General features: G+C 43.8%; 17 protein-coding genes. 1 reads left to right on the forward strand and 16 read right to left on the reverse strand.

Features of this window, described 5'->3' with window-relative positions:
• Positions 1–4 precede the first annotated feature (4 nt).
• The 14 genes from nikA to BA81_RS05250 all read right to left on the reverse strand — a co-directional run bounded on the left by nikA (position 5) and on the right by BA81_RS05250 (position 15,476).
• Positions 5–1,627: a nickel ABC transporter substrate-binding protein gene (gene nikA / locus BA81_RS05185; protein ID WP_034280976.1), complete on the reverse strand. Its 1,623-nt coding sequence runs from the start codon at positions 1,625–1,627 to the stop codon at positions 5–7.
• 149 nt (positions 1,628–1,776) lie between these two features.
• A complete protein-coding gene (locus BA81_RS05190; RefSeq protein ID WP_034280979.1) occupies positions 1,777–2,955 on the reverse strand; it encodes a DegT/DnrJ/EryC1/StrS family aminotransferase in 1,179 nt (392 codons plus the stop codon).
• Positions 2,955–3,641: an acetyltransferase gene (locus BA81_RS05195; RefSeq protein WP_051627322.1), complete on the reverse strand. Its 687-nt coding sequence runs from the start codon at positions 3,639–3,641 to the stop codon at positions 2,955–2,957. Before BA81_RS05195 ends, BA81_RS05190 begins: the two co-directional genes overlap by 1 nt.
• Positions 3,604–4,197: a sugar transferase gene (locus BA81_RS05200; protein ID WP_080701163.1), complete on the reverse strand. Its 594-nt coding sequence runs from the start codon at positions 4,195–4,197 to the stop codon at positions 3,604–3,606. The genes BA81_RS05195 and BA81_RS05200 overlap by 38 nt, the downstream gene beginning before the upstream one ends.
• A gap of 20 nt (positions 4,198–4,217) precedes the next feature.
• Positions 4,218–5,732 (reverse strand): MATE family efflux transporter, encoded by a 1,515-nt coding sequence (locus BA81_RS05205; RefSeq protein ID WP_034280984.1) that lies wholly within the window; start codon positions 5,730–5,732, stop codon positions 4,218–4,220.
• Between the two features lie 28 nt (positions 5,733–5,760).
• Entirely contained in the window at positions 5,761–6,783 is a 1,023-nt protein-coding gene (locus BA81_RS05210) for a polysaccharide pyruvyl transferase family protein (RefSeq protein WP_034281441.1), read from the reverse strand.
• Positions 6,784–6,794: 11 nt separating this feature from the next.
• Positions 6,795–7,817 (reverse strand): glycosyltransferase family 2 protein, encoded by a 1,023-nt coding sequence (locus BA81_RS05215; protein WP_034280986.1) that lies wholly within the window; start codon positions 7,815–7,817, stop codon positions 6,795–6,797.
• 27 nt (positions 7,818–7,844) lie between these two features.
• Entirely contained in the window at positions 7,845–8,948 is a 1,104-nt protein-coding gene (locus BA81_RS05220) for an EpsG family protein (RefSeq protein ID WP_034280988.1), read from the reverse strand.
• Positions 8,949–8,962: 14 nt separating this feature from the next.
• A complete protein-coding gene (locus tag BA81_RS05225; RefSeq protein ID WP_034280989.1) occupies positions 8,963–10,093 on the reverse strand; it encodes a glycosyltransferase family 1 protein in 1,131 nt (376 codons plus the stop codon).
• Positions 10,086–10,925: a glycosyltransferase EpsE gene (gene epsE / locus BA81_RS05230; RefSeq protein ID WP_034280992.1), complete on the reverse strand. Its 840-nt coding sequence runs from the start codon at positions 10,923–10,925 to the stop codon at positions 10,086–10,088. Before epsE ends, BA81_RS05225 begins: the two co-directional genes overlap by 8 nt.
• A complete protein-coding gene (locus tag BA81_RS05235; protein WP_034280994.1) occupies positions 10,918–12,066 on the reverse strand; it encodes a glycosyltransferase family 4 protein in 1,149 nt (382 codons plus the stop codon). The genes epsE and BA81_RS05235 overlap by 8 nt, the downstream gene beginning before the upstream one ends.
• Positions 12,032–13,906 (reverse strand): polysaccharide biosynthesis protein, encoded by a 1,875-nt coding sequence (locus BA81_RS05240; protein ID WP_034280996.1) that lies wholly within the window; start codon positions 13,904–13,906, stop codon positions 12,032–12,034. Before BA81_RS05240 ends, BA81_RS05235 begins: the two co-directional genes overlap by 35 nt.
• A 165-nt stretch (positions 13,907–14,071) precedes the next feature.
• Positions 14,072–14,755, reverse strand: coding sequence for a CpsD/CapB family tyrosine-protein kinase (locus BA81_RS05245; protein ID WP_024423527.1), 684 nt, complete (start codon positions 14,753–14,755; stop codon positions 14,072–14,074).
• Complete coding sequence (locus tag BA81_RS05250; protein ID WP_024423528.1) at positions 14,745–15,476, reverse strand: YveK family protein; 732 nt, start codon at positions 15,474–15,476, stop codon at positions 14,745–14,747. Before BA81_RS05250 ends, BA81_RS05245 begins: the two co-directional genes overlap by 11 nt.
• 257 nt (positions 15,477–15,733) lie before the next feature.
• On the opposite strand from BA81_RS05250, the gene slrR reads away from it, so the two are divergent.
• Positions 15,734–16,204, forward strand: a complete 471-nt coding sequence (gene slrR, locus BA81_RS05255) for an HTH-type transcriptional regulator SlrR (RefSeq protein WP_034280998.1) — start codon at positions 15,734–15,736, stop codon at positions 16,202–16,204.
• Between the two features lie 86 nt (positions 16,205–16,290).
• On the opposite strand, the gene BA81_RS05260 is transcribed toward slrR, so the two are convergent.
• Positions 16,291–16,515, reverse strand: coding sequence for a phage holin (locus tag BA81_RS05260; protein ID WP_024423530.1), 225 nt, complete (start codon positions 16,513–16,515; stop codon positions 16,291–16,293).
• Positions 16,516–16,658: 143 nt separating this feature from the next.
• Positions 16,659–17,561, reverse strand: coding sequence for an iron-hydroxamate ABC transporter substrate-binding protein (locus BA81_RS05265; RefSeq protein WP_034281000.1), 903 nt, complete (start codon positions 17,559–17,561; stop codon positions 16,659–16,661).
• Between the last annotated feature and the right edge of the window lie 3 nt (positions 17,562–17,564).

Below are 17,564 nucleotides of genomic sequence, written 5' to 3' on the forward strand. Positions count from 1 at the left end.
TCTGTTACTTCAGCTTAATGCCTGTGAAAGGATGTTCATCACGATTTGCAGGGAATTCAAAGTCCTTCACAGCTTTTTGATAAACGGCTGTCTTTTTAAAATAAGAGATTGGCACAATTGCCCCTTGATCCTGTAAAGAGGATAAAACAGACGAATACAGTGCTTTGCGTTTCTTTTCATTTGTTGTGGATGGAATTTCCGTCATTTCTTTGATCAGCTTTTCCTTATTTGGGTAGGCTGAAATGGCTTCTTTGAATCCAAAACCATCTGATGAGAGAACGTTCATAAATGTATGCGGATCATACGGCGCTCCGTAGTTGCTAAAGAAGTTCATATCAAACTTATTGGCTTTAAAGCGCTGAACCTGTGTGGCCAAATCCACACCCTCAAGCTTAACGCCGACACCAACGGCTGCCCATTCTGCTTGCAGCGTTTCCGCCATCGCTTTTTGAATCGATTCCGCTGAGTCATACATCATACTAAACTCAAGCTTTTTCCCATCTTTTTCACGAACGGATTTTCCTTTTGGAAGTGTCCAGCCCGCTTCATCCAGCAATGCTTTGGCTTTGTCCACATCATATTTGAAAGACTTCACTTGAATGTGTGACATATACGGCATGTTAGTCGGCAGGATGTGATCTGCTTCATCCTCTAAACCTGAGGTGACCCCTTCTACCATTGATTTTTTATTGAAGGCATATTGAAGGGCATGACGCACTTTCTCATCAGACAGCTGATTCACTTTTGTGTTCATAACAAGCTGTCTCGTTGCAACAGGCTCTGACATTTTCGTTTCATACTTGCCGCTTGCCTCAAGCTGTTTGTAGGAATCAAGGCTAATGGTTCCTTCTCCGTAAAGTAAATCCACATCACCTTTTTCAAATGCCATGACTCTCGTTTCCGCATCTGGGATGACCTTTACCTTGATTTCTTTTACCTTTGGTTTTTCTCCCCAATAATGATCGTTTCGTTCGAAAATGGCATAATCATCTTTCTTATATGTTTTTAAAACCCAAGGGCCTGTCCCCACTGGTTTTTCAATTCCTTTTGACGTATCTCCGTTTTTAGGGAAACCTGCTTCACCTAAGAAACGAACTGGACGAACAACAGCTAATTCTTGCACAGTTGGATAATAAGGTGCTGTTAATGTGAGTTTAAATGTCTTTTTATCAACGGCTTCTGTCTTTTTGATTTTCTTAATGACACCTAACCAGCTATGTAAATCTTTATTTTTTAAAATCGTATCGAAGTTCTTTTTGACAATGTCCGCATTAAATTTAGAGCCGTCTGAGAATGTCACTCCATCTCTTAAATGGAACGTATACACCTTGCCATCCTTTGAAACATCCCATGATTTCGCTAATTCAGGTTTCAGCTTACCATTCTTTTGATAGCTGACCAATGGCTCATAAATCATTGATTGCGCAAATAATTGTGATGGGTTGTATACGTGTGGATTCATTTCACCAATATCTCTTGGCCACGCCATTGTGATCATATCAGGATGATCCTTATTGCCTTCTGCTCCATTGTTTGTTTGAGAGCATCCTACAAGTAAAAAGAAAATAAGCAGAAATGGTAATGCTGAATTTATTTTAATTTTCGGAAAATTTCTCCAAATAGACATAAGTTGTTCCTCCTAATTGATGCTGATAATCATTTTCATTTTAAGGAGGAAGGCACCTGTTGTCAATATCATATTTGATACGAAATGACAACACTTATTCCTATTTATTCCATAAATTGAGGAATTTGATAGAAAGAGAGGCAGGCTGCTTACGAATGAGCAGCCTGTGAAGAGGTAAATGTTTTTTCTCGCAGCATGTCATGGAGTATATGGATGATACGCTCCTGATCTGCATCTGTCATGCTCGTTCCAGACGGAAGACAAAGCCCCCGCTCAAATAACAGCTCAGATACAGGAGTGCCTTTTTCCGCAGTATAAAAAGGGCAATGACGAAAGAGCGGCTGCTGGTGCAGCGGCTTCCATACACGCCTTGCTTCGATTTGTTCTTTTTCTAAAGCACCAATGATATCTGCTGGAGACAATTGTGTGTCACATTCAATGGTCAAGGCCGTCAGCCAGCGGTTGGATTTCGTTTCTTGATATTCTGGCATCAAATGAAGACCCTCTGATTTTGATAAAGCGTCCTGATAACGCTGGAAAATGCGGCGCTTTTGTTCAACACGCTCGTCCAGCACTTCCATTTGAGCAATCCCGACCCCTGCTAAGAGGTTGCTCATGCGATAGTTGTATCCCATCTCTTGATGCTCATAGTGCATCGCTTGTTCTCTGGCCTGTGAAGCAAGAAAGCGGCATCGTTCAATCGCAGCTTCATCATCACTCACAAGCATTCCGCCCCCTGATGTTGTAATGATTTTATTTCCATTAAAAGAATAGATACCGAACCTGCCCATTGAGCCGCTTTTTCTTCCTTTATAAAGCGCGCCTAACGATTCAGCCGCATCCTCAATGACTGGTACATCATATGCTTCACACAAAGCCATGATCTCGTCCATTTTTGCACTTTGCCCATATAAATGGACAACGATGACCGCGCGAGGTTTTTTACCAAGACGTTTTGATTCAACAAAGGCTTTCTCTAAAGCAAGCGGGCACATATTCCATGTCTCCCTTTCAGAATCAATAAAAACGGGCTCAGCTTGTTCATATAAAATCGGATTTGCCGTTGCAACAAACGTGAGGGTGGAACAAAAGACAATGTCTCCTTTTTGTACACCTATCAGCTTTAAAGCAAGGTGAATCGCTGCTGTTCCTGAGGATAAAGCCGCTCCTGACTTCACTCCTGCATAGTCCGCCACTGCCTGTTCAAATTCATTCACAAGCGGTCCAAGCGGCGCAATCCAGTTGCTCTTGAAGGCTTCCTCTATTTTGAGAGACTCTTTTCCGCTCATATGCGGAGGAGATAAGTAAATTCGCTTCCTTTTTTTCATCACTTCCCACCTTCTCTCCGGTCTTTGATTTCAATTGCAGGAATTCCTACAGCGACCTTATGATCATGTATATCTCTTGTCACTGCCGCTCCAGCGCCAATGACCGTCCAGCTTCCGATCGTTGTACCGGGTGTCACCACGGCACCAGCCCCAATATGGGCACCTTCCCGCACGGAAACACCGCCAGTCAGCACCGCGCCTGGTGACAGGTGCACAAACGATTCGAGTTTGCAGTCATGCTCGACGATAGACCCTGTATTTATAATCGTATGCTCACCGATGGCTGCATCTGCTTGAACCACTGCCCTTGCCATCACGACAGTCCCCCTTCCAATGACAGCTGACGGACTCATCACCGCCTCTGGGTGAATGAGTGTGGCAAATGCTGTATTTTCAAATGAGAGGCGTTCCTTGATAAGCTGTCTGATCTCATTTTGTCCGATCGCAATCAGCCATTTCATATGAGGCATTGTCTCTCTCAGCTGCTCACTCATGGAGATCGGTCCATACAAAATCCCGCTTTGAGTGACCGCCTCTTCAAATTGATCATCTAACACCGCACATAATGAGTAATCGGCATGTGCAAAAATGAGATCTTGGATGACTTTGCTATGTCCTCCGGCCCCAATTAAACCAATGGTTTTCTTCTTATATATCGGTTCCTTTGAATTTTTCAGCTGTGGCATGATCCGGCTGCTGCACCCCCTCTGTTTTCATGACCTTCAGCAAGGTCATCCACAAAATTTTCATATCGAGCCAAAACGATTGATGCTCGACATACCAAAGATCATAGGTGAATTTCTCCTCCCAGGTAAGCTTGTTCCGGCCGTTCACCTGTGCCCATCCTGTTATGCCGGGCTTCACAACATGACGCCTTGCTTGTTCTTCTGTATACATAGGCAAATACTCCATCAAAAGCGGTCTTGGCCCTACAAGACTAAGCTCTCCTTTGAGTACATTGACAAGCTGCGGCAATTCATCAAGACTAAGCTTTCGAATCAAGGCGCCGGTTTTTGTTAATCGCAGATGATCTGGCAGCAGCACCCCATGTTCATCGCGTTCATCGGTCATCGTCCGAAATTTATATAGCATAAAAGGCCGGCCATACAGACCAGGCCGCTTCTGCCGAAACACCACAGGCGTTCCAATTTTCCATCTAATCAGTCCATAGATGAGAAGAAAAAGAAGACTGCCTGCGATGAGCAGCGTCAATGCCACCGTCACATCTATCATTCTTTTCATCATTGCATCTCCTTTTCATATTAGCGGGAGACCGCATGTTTTACCTTACGCATCAGCTGCATCCGCTCTCGTTTCGTTCCTGCAAACAGATACAAGTAGCCCATATAGAGAATGAAACAAAGCCCGCCAATACAAAACAGCTCCCACCATGAAGTCACGTTATATACCGCCTGAATCCCCGCACAGATGCCCCAAATAAATAGCCCTCCAGCAAGTGGAACCAGAGTATGCTTGTAAAAGATAGTGCGTTTCTGATTCGTGATCCTGGCTGTATAAAATGGCAGAAACACAATATTTTTAATCAATAAAACCATTGCCCCCGCTGATGCAATGCCATATAAACCAAGCTGCAGCATATGAGTCAATCCATAGGCAAAAAGCACATTAGAGACACCTAATATAAGGGTGACAACCGCAGGAATTTTCAATCGATTAAACACAGTCGGCACATATGTGAGCGGTAAAAACATCAAGGTCAAACATAAATAAGCCGCATGAATCATAAGAAGCCATTTCAGTTCTTCAAAGGCAGGCCCAAGCCATAAAAGCATAAGCGGACCAGCGAGACCTCCTAGAAGTGCGGCTGGGAACGCAACAAATAAGCCGCTCCACTTAATGGCGTTTGCAGCATATTGAATGAGCCCCTCTTTGTCCTGATTCGAATAAAATTTCGTGATCGTTGGTGCAAACACAACGGCCAGTGTCCCTGCCAGTGTGCGTAATAATAATGGGAACTGTAAAATTGCCGCATACTGGCCCGTCGCTTCCGCTCCAATGAGCAAGTTGGTCATCAATAAATCAATTTGTAAAAACAACAATATCCCCATTTGCTCAAATGAATGCCAGACCCCTGATCGAACAAGAGTGAGACTAGACGATAATGAGACGTGCCGCCACTTGAACGAAAACCAAGGGATGAGTTTCTTAAAATAATAGATACCGATTCCCATAGCCGCTAAGCTTCCAATGACGGCCGCAAGCGGGATATGCCAAATGGCTGGTGTCGTCCATGTAAACAGGATGACAATCATCAGCGCCCTCAAAAACATTTGAATCGCCTGTCCAACACTTGATACATAGAGCTTATTTGCATAAAACGGTGCAGACCCAATGCCAGACATGACGAAATTGAGCATAAATAAAAGACCCCCTAAAATAAAGGCGGTCTGTGTGTCTTTCGCGAGATGAACAGGTACATGAAGCCATTCAACCAGCTGTTGAGACATGAAAAGACAAAACAAAAAGAGACTGATCGATAGTAAAAACGAACTGACGAAATAGGAAGCGAGATAGCGCTGCGCCTTCTCCATCTCTCCTTTATGAGCCGCTACAGAAAAAAATCGCACAACAACCGCACTTAACGAAGCCGTAATGACCGATAAATAGTTGATCATATTTTGTGTCAGATGGATTAAGCCGAATGCTTCCACCCCAAGCGTATGAACAATATAAGGTGTTAAACATACAGACATAAGCATCATTAGGACAAACGTGATTAAGTTCGCACTGGCATTGTAAAGAAACGCTCGATTCATTGTGCTTTCACGCAGCGTTTAAGAGCCCTCATCCAGCTTCCTCTCCCTTTTGACCGGTTGTTTTCATCAGCTGATGAACGGCCTCTTTCACAGCTGCCTCATTTGGTTCTTTTAAAAGGGTCATAAACGGAAGGTGAGCCACCCACTCAAATCCCTCCATCACCTTATGATCAAACGATCTAAGGACAACACACGGTGTATGAGTGATCGCACAAAAGATCATGCCATGCAGACGATCTGTCACGACGACCTGCGCTTGTTTTAACTCCGTCCACAAAGACGTTAACTCCTCCAAGCGAGTCGTTCGATCGACTCGTCTGCCAATTGTCGTTGTGATTAAACCGACTTGATCATATGTCTCTTGGATATGCTGCTGCAGCTGCTGGCGCTCCTTCTTTGTGAGATACGCTTCTTGATCCTCACGCAGACAAAGCAAAACCCCTTCACGTGTTTCATCCTTTGATGATTCGTCTAATGACAGCACCATATCAGGCTGTTTCCACACATCTTGATCAGGAAAATGAAGCTTCATCCATTCATAGGTTGTTTGATCTCTTGCCATGAGGAGTAGTCTTGGATGCTGACTATACGTGTAAATGGCGCGGCGCTCCTCTCGTTTCCCTCTCTTTGTTTCTGTAAAATGTACAGTAGCAGGCAGCTGGATCATGGGATAGGACTTGAAGGTCTTGATGATAAATTGTCTCGTCCATTCTTCGTACCGGTATAAATCCCCCATATTGCCCCCGCCGATCATACAGACGATGTCTTCTGGATGCCGGCTGCGCTTTAGCGGACGGGCAAGGCGATAGATATCCTTCATGTCCACTTCTATGATGTCATAGGCTGGAAAGTGTTTCTTTAAAAAATAATAACTCGCATAGGCAATCGCATGATCCCCTAAATTATCATGGCCCGGCAGCAGCGTGAGAATGATTTTCTTCTGATGACTCAGCTCTGGCAGCCTTTGGCGGCTCAGTCTATACTCAAGCGGATATTTGACCTTTAAAAGCAGCCACTCTGCGGTTTTTGCCTTCAATTGCTGCACTGTCAATCCCATCACCCCTATTTCCTTGTCTGATATTCGATCCATTTTTGATAGCTAGAAGCCGCGGCAGAAAGCGGATAAACCAATCGGCACTTAGCAAGAAATAAAATCATTCGCTTTCGAACCGTGAGCTTCGATAGTTCCACCTGTTTGACGGCATGCTGAAAAGCATCATGTGTGATCATTTCACGCATGTGATCAAGCTTTTCCTGAATAGAGAGATCATTTTGGCTCTTCCATTCGTTGAGCATACAATGAAGCGTATGATTGACGATAAAAAAGTCTAATGCTTTCTCATACAGAGAGATGTCATCATGCTCTTTTAAAAAAGAGCGCTGTGCATGATAAAAGCTCAGTCCATGATGAAAATACTGCTTCTGATATCGCTGCACAATAGATGACAGATGAACCCTGTAATAATAAAGGGGCTCATGAACAAAAGCGATGCTGCGTGATAAAGAAAAACAGCGCAGCGTCACATATTGATCTTCAATGTTCTCAAGTTCACCCCGCAGCGGAAATCGAATGTGGTGTTCCTCCATAAAGGCACGCCGATACAGCTTATTCCATGAGAATCCAGTCAAGTCTCCGTGTAATAACGCTTTGATTAAATCCGTTTTTTCGGCTGAGCGCTTGTCTAACAGCGTCGTTCCTATCGTTCGCTTTGACTGTTCAAATTGAATCCAATACTCGCTCACAATAAGATCTGCCCCGGTCATTTCGGCTTTTTCATACATAGCTTCACAGTAATGAGGAGCGAGAATATCATCTGAATCCACAAAGGCGAGATACGTCCCCTTCGCTTCCTCGATGCCCCGGTTTCTCACAGCGCCTAACCCTTGATTGGGTTGATGGATTACCCGGAAACGCTCATCACGCTCAGCAAATGCTTCAAGCCATTCACCGCTGCGGTCGGTCGATCCATCATTGATAAGAATGACTTCTATATCAGAAAAGCTTTGATCTGCAATTGATTGAAGACATTGCTCCACATATTGACTCGTATTGTAAACTGCGACCAATAGACTGATAGCTGGCATTACAGCATGCCCCACCTTTCTTCAAATCTACTTTGTAAATATCGTTCTATACGGCAAAACCGAAGAATCAAACGGCATCAGCATGATGCTGTACAGAATATAGCAAACAGCAATCCCTACATACATAAACACATTAGACCGCTGATCAAAAATGCGTGTGAAATATGGCAGTAAAATGAGCTGATACAAGCCAAAATAAATATGAAATCTTGCATAAATGACATCCTTCGTTGCAAGGATGCCAAACAAGAAACCAAGCAAACAAAAATTCACAATGTAATCACTCTCAGGCGTCAGCTCACGAAGTCGTTTTCGATAAAAAAAAGCAAGCAGAAGCGGCAAAATCAAGACACCGATTTTTGTCACATTCATTCCATTCGTATTCGTTGTGAGCCATTCCTCGTAATGACCATATGAACTGCCTTGCAGCATCACGACAAACACTGAGACAAAACGGTCATAAAGAGCGGTTAAGCCTAAGAACACCAGGCATAAGACCAGCATCATCCAAGACCAAGCCTTTGTTCTCACAATAAAATACACAGGAATCATGATGAGAGCGGATGAATGAAACAATGAACATACAAGGACGAGCGGAAAATACAATTTCCACTGTCCATTGATCACCAACCGGACGGCATAAAAAAGAATCGCTGCCACCATATACTGACGCATGCCATTAAATGACGCATAATAATGAAAGGTCCCAAGAAAAAGCAGCATACTCAGCTCAAATGGACGGCCATATTGAATAAGCGTCTTGATGATAAAAAAATAAGTAATGGCTCCGACTGAGATATACATGATTTGCGGATCATGAGACAGTTGATTAAGCATCCATAAAATAAACGTAAACCCTGGATCCGTTGCGGCCTTATCCACACCGAATCCAAATATATGCCAAGGCTTTTCGTAATTGATGGAGAACTCATACATCTGGCCATATGTGACAAAATCGGTTCCTACTTTATACCGAATACCAGCTACGATACAAAGAAACAGAAACGGAAAAAACACCAGAAGCTTATTAGGCCGCCATCCGCTTTGAATGGTATCATCACGCCTGCCGTAGAATGCGGCAAAGCTCGACCATAAATAGACCATGATCATGTTCACCAAATAAACCGCCATCTGCTCTTCCTTCCTTACAGTCCGTATAGATTCATCACACGTGTAATATTCTGTTTCACATCAAATCCTCTTTTTTCAAGCTGAGAGGTAATGGTCTCTTGAAGAGGAGGTTCTGCATGATATGCTTCAAGCACCGCCTTCATCCATTCATGCGCGGAATCTCGCAGCGACTTCCTTTTCACAAGCCCGCAGCCTAAATCTACTTCCTCTGTAATATGATCTGAAATCACACAAGGCAGACCAGACGCCTGGGCTTCCACTAATACAAGCGGAAGACCTTCAAACAAGGAAGGCATCACAAATACATCAAATGCTTTCATATACTGCGGAACGTCTGATACGACGCCTGTAAAGACAACGTCATCCATCAAGCCTGCCTTCTCCGCATACGATTCGACTACTTGCTTCAGCGGTCCATCCCCTACGAGGACAAGCTGAAATGAAACTCCTTGCTTCTTTAAGGTCTGTGCCAGCTCTATAAAAAAAACATGATTTTTTTGCTCATGGAACCGTCCAATATGACCAATGACCATGTTTTTTTCGCGAAGATGGAGGTGCTTTTTGATCTCCGCCTTTTCTTCTGGATTGGGCTGAAAAAAAAGGGATAAATCAATCCCATTTGGCAGCACCTCAACCTGCCCGTTCTGCATTTTTTTCTGTCCAAATAAAAAGACACCGGCATCCTCGCCGCATGCAACAAGCTGTGTAGAGAATGTAAAGATCAGCTGGCGAAACCCTTTGAGCATCATATGATCCAGCCAGTTTGGCGACGGCTTCCACGCTGTATTATGTGAATGGCAAATGCGCACCTTCACCCCCGCTAGTTTGGCAGCAAGTGCGGAGAAGCCTGTCTGAAAATCCGTATGTGCATGCACTGCCTGATAGGGCCCTGTTTGCCTAATTGTCTTGGTCAATGTTTTCACAAAAGCAACCGGAGAGGACGCCCCAATACTTGGGACGTAAAAGATGCGTCCCCCAAGCCGGCGAATTTCCTCATCATAATCACAGACGTCCTGCCGGTGGGTAATGAAATCAAATTGAAGGACATTCCTGTCGAGTGCACGATAAATGTTCATAATCATCGTTTCAGCTCCGCCGCGGTTCATCCCGCCCACAATATGAAGCACGCGCTTTGGCTCACTCATCCCGAACCGCCCTCCTCTTCAGCATAGACGACGCCAGCTTCCGGCGATGATAAAGCTTCATGATCTTCGGTGACAAGAAGGCACGGACCACCGGCTTTAGAGCAAATAAATAGTCAAGCGGCGACAGCTTTAATAGCCAGCATGCTTTCAAAACGAGCCAGGCATTATCTATCGAATATCGAAACTTCCGCCGCTGAAAAGCCGCATCATCCTCTCTCACCAGATATAACGGCTCTTGTAAATTAAAGCCTTTTCTCCCAGCAGCAAAAAAGCGGATCCAAAGATCGATATCTTCCATCCGCCTTGTTGTTTTCACAGAGCGATATCCATGTAAAGCCTTGTAAGCAGAAGCCCTCATCATAATGGTCCCATGACAAAAAGGAGTCCCTCTTGCCATCACCTTCCGATCGGGCTCTGAAACAAGTGCCCGTACACCCTTTGTTCCCGATTCATCAAAAACTGTCATCGCCGTACCAACCACATCATATTCAGGATATGTATCGAGGAAATGAACCTGTTTTTCTAAACGAACAGGCACAGAAATGTCGTCGCCATCCTGCCTTGCAATCAACTCTCCCCTCGCTTCAGCCAGGCAGCGATTGAGACTGGCAGCGAGTCTTTGATTTTGTTTATTGCGGATCAGGCGGATTCTTTCAGGATGTCGTTTTGTATAAGACAGCACTTTCTCATAAGTGCCATCTGTTGATGCGTCATCACATATGATGAGCTCCCAGTTTTCATAAGTTTGATGAAGAATAGATTCAATGCTTTCTTCTACTGTTTCTTGGCAATTGTAGACGCCCATGATCATAGACACCTTTGGTTTATGCATGCTGTATCACCTTCTCTGCTTGATCCATATAGATTGTATAAATTTCTTCCATTGCACTGACCGTCTGCTCCTGTGCAAATGCATGAGCCATAGAGCGTCCCGCTTTTCCCATGAGGGGCAGCTGATCTTTTTTGTCGTAGAGCTGCTGCAAGTAATCAGCTAAACTATTCACATCTTGCGGTTTAACTAAAAAACCATTGACGCCATGTTTGACAAGCTCACAATGTCCTCTATTCTCCGTTGCAATCACAGGTTTTTCTGCCGACATCGCTTCAAGCAGGTTCATGCCGAGCCCTTCTCTCAAGCTGGTGGAAACACATACATCGCTCATATGCATCCATTCCTCCATTTGTTTGCAAAACCCAGCAAAGTGGATATGCTTTTCAAGATGGAGCTGGCGGGTAAGCTTTTCATAGTTCGGCCTCATTGTCCCTTCCCCCGCAAACACGATTTTTATATTTGGTATTTTCTTAGACAGCTGTGCACATGCTTTGATGAGCATCCCTTGATTTTTATTCTTATTTAATTCGCCAGCACACAGCACGATAAAATCTTCCGAGGGAAAGCCATAGGCTGCGCGAAGACGCTGCTTCTCTTTTTCATCGACAGGTGCGAACCGCTTCATATCCACACCCATACCGGGCACATAATAAACAGATGTCCGCTCTTTTGATAGACGGTCGGCTCTTTTAAAATCTTCTCCATTAATGGTGATCAGAGCGTCTGTATAGCGGGCTAGAAATCTCTCTATTGGATAATAGAACAGCCAGTTTTGAAGCGGCGCCCCCTCCCAAAAGTGAAAGCCATGTGCCGTGTAAAGAACCTTCGTTCCTTTTTTGCGCGTACCTTTGGCTGCGAGCCTGCCAATGACACTTCCCATTGGTGTGTGGCAATGGATGAAATCATAGTGCTCTTTTGCTAACAGCTTCTTCAGTTCTACATACGCAAGCCGGTTGCGTACATGAAAAGGAGAGCGCTGAATCGAAATTGAGTGAGCTTGATTCACATAGGGCAGCTTCAGCTGGCCGTTTGCCGCTGTATGCACTTCCCATCCTTGTTCCTGAAACCACCGGAAATACGGAAGATGAAAGGCTTTAAAGTGATAATCAACCGTTGCGCAAAACAAGACTTTTTTCTTCATTGACAAGCGGCTCCTCCTCTCGTTTCATCTGTTCGGACGACATATCATGTGACTCAATGGCAGCAAATAATGCTTGTCTCATTTGCTCTTCGCTCATCATGTCAAATTCATGGATAAAGCGGTTCAGCACATATGGGTCACCATCCAGCGCATGGCCGATATGAATTTTCGGGAAGATTTGCTCCTGTGCTTTTTCATGCTGGTTGAGTAATTCCTCGTACATTTTCTCTCCAGGACGAATGCCTGTGAAAGTGATCGGAATCTGGTCTGTGGTGTAGCCTGAGAGGTGAATGAGGTTTTCTGCGAGGTCCACGATTTTCACTGGCTCCCCCATATCTAAAACAAAAATCTGTCTTCCTTCTGCCAGTGCACCTGCCTGAATCACAAGCCTTGATGCTTCTGGGATGGTCATAAAATATCTTGTCATGGCTGGGTGCGTGACCGTCACCGGCCCGCCTTGCTCGATTTGTTTCTTAAAAATAGGGATGACGCTCCCTCTGCTTCCGAGTACATTTCCAAATCGAACGGCGACAAATTTTGTTTCACTGCTTGCCCCCATTTGCATGATCAGCATTTCAGCAAACCGCTTAGTAGCTCCCATCACATTAGCAGGGTTGACCGCTTTGTCAGATGAGATGAGGACGAATGTTTCAATGCCGTGCTCGTGTGCGGCTTCTGCGACATTTTTTGTCCCGATAATATTGTTTTTCACGGCTTCTTTCGGACTGATCTCCATGAGCGGAACATGCTTATGTGCCGCAGCATGATAAATCATATCCGGCTGAAATTGACCAACGATTTCACTCATTTTCTGTTTATCTTGAATATCCGCAATTTGTGGATAGAGTCTGATGCTGCCTCCATATAATTCTTTCAGCTCTAGTAAAATAGAATGAATGCTAAATTCTCCATGTCCCACAAGTACAATCGCTTGAGGAGCAAACACACAAATTTGACGGCAGATTTCTGATCCAATTGATCCGCCTGCCCCTGTGACCATGATTGTTTTTCCCTTTAAATGAGCAGATAGACGGCTCGTATCTAATTGAATCGGTTCTCTCCCTAGTAAATCCTCTGGCTGTACATCCCGTAATTGATTCAGCGCATGGGTTCCTTTTAAAATCTGCTCCATTTCCGGCATGATCTGTGTTTTGACTCCGGTCGCGACACATTCCTTATACAGCCCTTTTAAGGTGTGGCTGCTTTTGGACGGAATGGCGATGATGATCTTCTGAATATCCATCATGACGACAGCTGTTTGAATTTGTTCTTTTCCTCCTATGACAGGCAGACCCATAATTTCAAGCCGATGTTTCGTCTTGTCATCATCGATGAAGGCGACTGGCTCAATATGTACATCACTCGATTGCTGAAGCTGACGAACGAGCATGGTCCCCGCTGATCCGGCGCCAATAATTAATGCCCGCTCTTTTTCTGCCTGAAGCCGTTTTGCCCCGTCATGAAATAGCCTAGAGGCCATACGAGATGCACCGATGAATAAGATATGAAAAAGCCACACGATGAATAAAAACCGAAATGGCCATGTCTGCACGAAAAGGTACAGCATCGTCATCGAAAATAAAAAAGAACACACAAAGGTCTTCATTAAAGAAAATAACTCTCTTACTCCTGTATAAGCCCATACTTGCTTGTACACATGAAACATGCAGGCAAATATATGGTGCCCAATGAGCAGACTGAGTGAAGAAATGGCGAGCATTTCAAATGTATAAACGGTTAAAGCCGCCTCTTGGACAAATTGAAAACCAAAAAAGACGGCAACTAAGATGAGATATGAATCTAGTGCTACGATGATTGATAATCTTTGGGCGTAAGTCAACGCTCCTCCCCCTTTTTAAAGCATCACTATTCTTACGTAACATGGGCATCAAACCCGTCCTCACATCCCACTACTGATGACGAGCATCTAAGGCACCGGTTATGCCCACAGCAGGATCGAGTGCCTCCATTGTTAAAGATTAGGAGACATCACCTATCAATCTTTTTAATACATATACAGCCTGCCCTTTTTCTCTTTCTTGCCATTTAGCATAGCTCCAAGCAGTTTACTTGTTGTTCCTTCTAATACTTCTTTTGATTTCTTCACAGCAGCAATCTTTGTTTTGCCGCTTAAGACAACGAGAATGCTCCCATCCGTACGGTTGGCCAAGATCTTTGCATCTGCAACTGGCAGAAGCGGCGTGGAATCAACAATCACCATGTCATATTGCTGTTCAATCTCATAAAAGAGCTGCTTCATCACAGAAGAGGAGAGCAGCTCAGCTGGATTCGGCGGAATGGTTCCACTCGGAAGCAGCTCTAAATGCTCAATCGGTGTCGGTAAAATGGCTTCTTCCAAGCTGCAATTATTTAATAGCACATTCGTCAAACCGGTATGATGACTCAGGTCAAAATATTCATGGACGGCCGGCTTTCGCAAATCAGCGTCCATGAGCAGCACCCGCTTGTTCTGCTGTGCAAAAACAGCTGCTAAGTTTGCAGCCGTAAATGATTTCCCTTCCTTCGGTAAGGAGGAGGTCACTAATATCGATTTCAGCCTTGTTTGGATCGATGTGAATTCGATGTTTGTTCGGATCGTACGGAATTGTTCCGCAATGACAGAGTGAGGATTTAATACAGAAATACAGGATAAATCTCTCTTTTCTCTTTTCTTCCTCTTAAAGATCAATGTTCTGTCCTCCCGTTATGACGGACTGCTTGTCTTTTTTGGCCCTCCTGTCTGCCTGCATCTGATAGACACTGCCAAGCGACGGCAATCCGATCTCTTCTCTTATTTGATGTGTTCGTTTTACAGTATCATCGAGTAAATTCATTAAGAAAATGAGTGTCATGCCTCCTAATAAAGAGGCGCCTAGTGCCAGAACGATATGAACGAATTTCCTTGAATTCATCAGAATCGTGTTGGACAGCTTGGCTTCAGACAAAACATTAATGCGATCCATATTCATTGTTTTTTTGATTTCTTCTTGCAGCACCTCTGTTGCGGTATTCGCAATGGCGACTGCCTTCGCGCGATCCTCATCTTGTACAGAAATATTGATGACCTCAGACTCATTTTCTGTACTTGTGGCAATTTTGTGTTTTAGTCCTTCTGCTGATTCTGTGAGATGGAGTGTTTCTTTTACTTTTTCAATGACGATTGGGCTTTTTAATAAAACTTGAAAGGTACGTGTATATTGAAGGTTCATCTGAATATCGTTTAAATCTGCTTGTGCGTCATTGCTGCGTTTATGAACAAGAATTTGAGTGGTTGCCTGATATACAGGAGTCGAGACATAGAACTGATAATAGGCTGAAATGCCCGTTACGATCAGGACAATCAGGATCAGAAGGGCCATTTTCTCTTTAATGACAGAAAACAGCTGCTTAAAACCTATATTCTCATTCATGGATACCTCCCGATTTCATCATAAAAAGGTTATATATGGTTTCTTTTTGTTAATGATTGGATTATAAAAGATAATACCCGCAAAGAAAAATGTCATAATAGGTCTTATAGTTCTTTTTAAAGAACGAAATCGTTCGTTTTCTTTTGTTTACTTCCTGATTCTTACGTTTTTGAATTTTATAAAGAACAATTTATTTCTTATAATGAACGAAAAGGTCGCAGAACTATTCGCCGGGGAGAAGGGAGATCATTGATCGAATGATAGGCAAGGTGATACGCATTTACCGAAAGAGAAAAGGATACTCGATTCAGCAGCTGGCTGAGGATGCTCATGTCTCTAAGTCATATTTGAGCAAAATTGAGCGTGGTGTCCACAGAAATCCATCTGTCCAGTTCTTAAAAAAGGTATCCTCTTCATTAGAGATTGATTTACAAGAGCTGTTTGATGCAGAGACGATGATGTTTCATTACGCTGAGGGTAGTGAACACGAATGGCGGGAGCATATTGTGAGTGCCGTCCAATCAGGCATGCCTAAAGAAGAGCTCTATCAGCTGCTCCAAACGTACCGAAAGGAGCAGGAAGAAAAGTCGTTACATGTCACCCATAGAAAGCTGACCGATTCAAATATCGCAGAGTGGAAGCGTCTAATGAGTGAAGCGAAGGCAATTGGTTTAAGCATTGAGGAAGTAAAAGCTTTCCTCAACAACATGGGAGAACGCCGGGCGTAAGCCTTTCAGGAAGAATGATTGCGGGGAGAGGCGTTTGACGCTTCGATGAAAAAGAGCCTTTGATTCATGAAAGGCTCTTTTTTCTTTTATTCTTCTTTTTTTGTTCGTGCTTTTTTCGTTATATCATTGTTTTTCCAATAGGCCCATAGTGATGTAATTCCCAGAAAAGCCAGCGTGATAAATTGCTGAACGCCTTCTTCATCAATAGGAATTGGGCTTTTTCCCGCAGCGGTTAGCGCACTGTTAACAAGCGCCAGTAAAAGCAGCACAAGCCTTGCAATTGTACCTGCACTAATTTTTTGAACCTCCAACTGTAACCCCTCCCTTTCCTCTTCTTACGGGCGGTATTGCTTGTTCTCTCTCATATGTATGCAGCCGCCGAATGAATAGAAGAACGAATCAAAAAAAGAGACATCATTCCTATATGCGGAATGATGCCTGATTTCATTTGCTATTATTTAGAAAACATCTCTTTTGCTTCATCCAATGCCATTTTATTGCCTAGAGCTGAATAATCGAGCCACGGCTGATCGGCAATCGGATAGACTTGGTTTTTCTTCACTGCTTTTAGACCCTTCCAAATCGGAGTCTTTTCTAATTGCTTGAATGCCTGCTGCGCTTTATCATCACGGTTGACAACGACAAAGATCGCATCAGCATCATAATCAGGAAGAACCTCTTGAGAAATCACTTCAAATGGGCGCTTGCTGTCCAGCTTTTTCACACCATCGACAGGTGTTAGGCCTAAATCCTCGTATAAAATAGGACCCATTGGGCGCTTCATGCTAAATACACGAAGCTCCTTTGCTGTCACACGGATCGCCATGACTTTCCCGTTTCCAATCTTTTTCTTGATGAGCGATTTGACTTCTTTTGCTTCTTGATTGTAATTCTTAATATATTGATCCGCTTCTTTTTCTTTATTGACGTGTTTGGCGATTTTTTTCAAATGATCCCGCCATGTGCCATCATTTAAATTAAACACTTCTGTTTTAGCGATCTTTTTATATTTCGATAAGTCTTGTCCGGCTAATTCTTCATCAACATAAATGACATCTGGTTGTAACGCAAGCAGTGATTCCATATCTGGATCGGCTGCAATGCCGAGCTTCTTCGTCTGACTCAGCTGCTTTTTCGCATGTGGAAGGAAATCTTTTAAGTCTCCTCCTACAACAGAGCCCGCCGGCTTGATACCTAGTGCTAATAAGTCATTTGTTAAATGAATAGACAAGGAAGCAATCTTTGGTGTTCCATTGGTCTTTTCATTTGTTGTATTCTTTGTTTCCTGTTGTCCGCCGCAAGCGGCAAGCAGCAAGAAACAGAGCGTTAATCCAAACACTAGTAATTTTTTCATGATGAG

The sequence above is a fragment of the Bacillus safensis FO-36b genome (assembly GCF_000691165.1).
GTDB classification, from domain to species: Bacteria; Bacillota; Bacilli; order Bacillales; family Bacillaceae; genus Bacillus; species Bacillus safensis.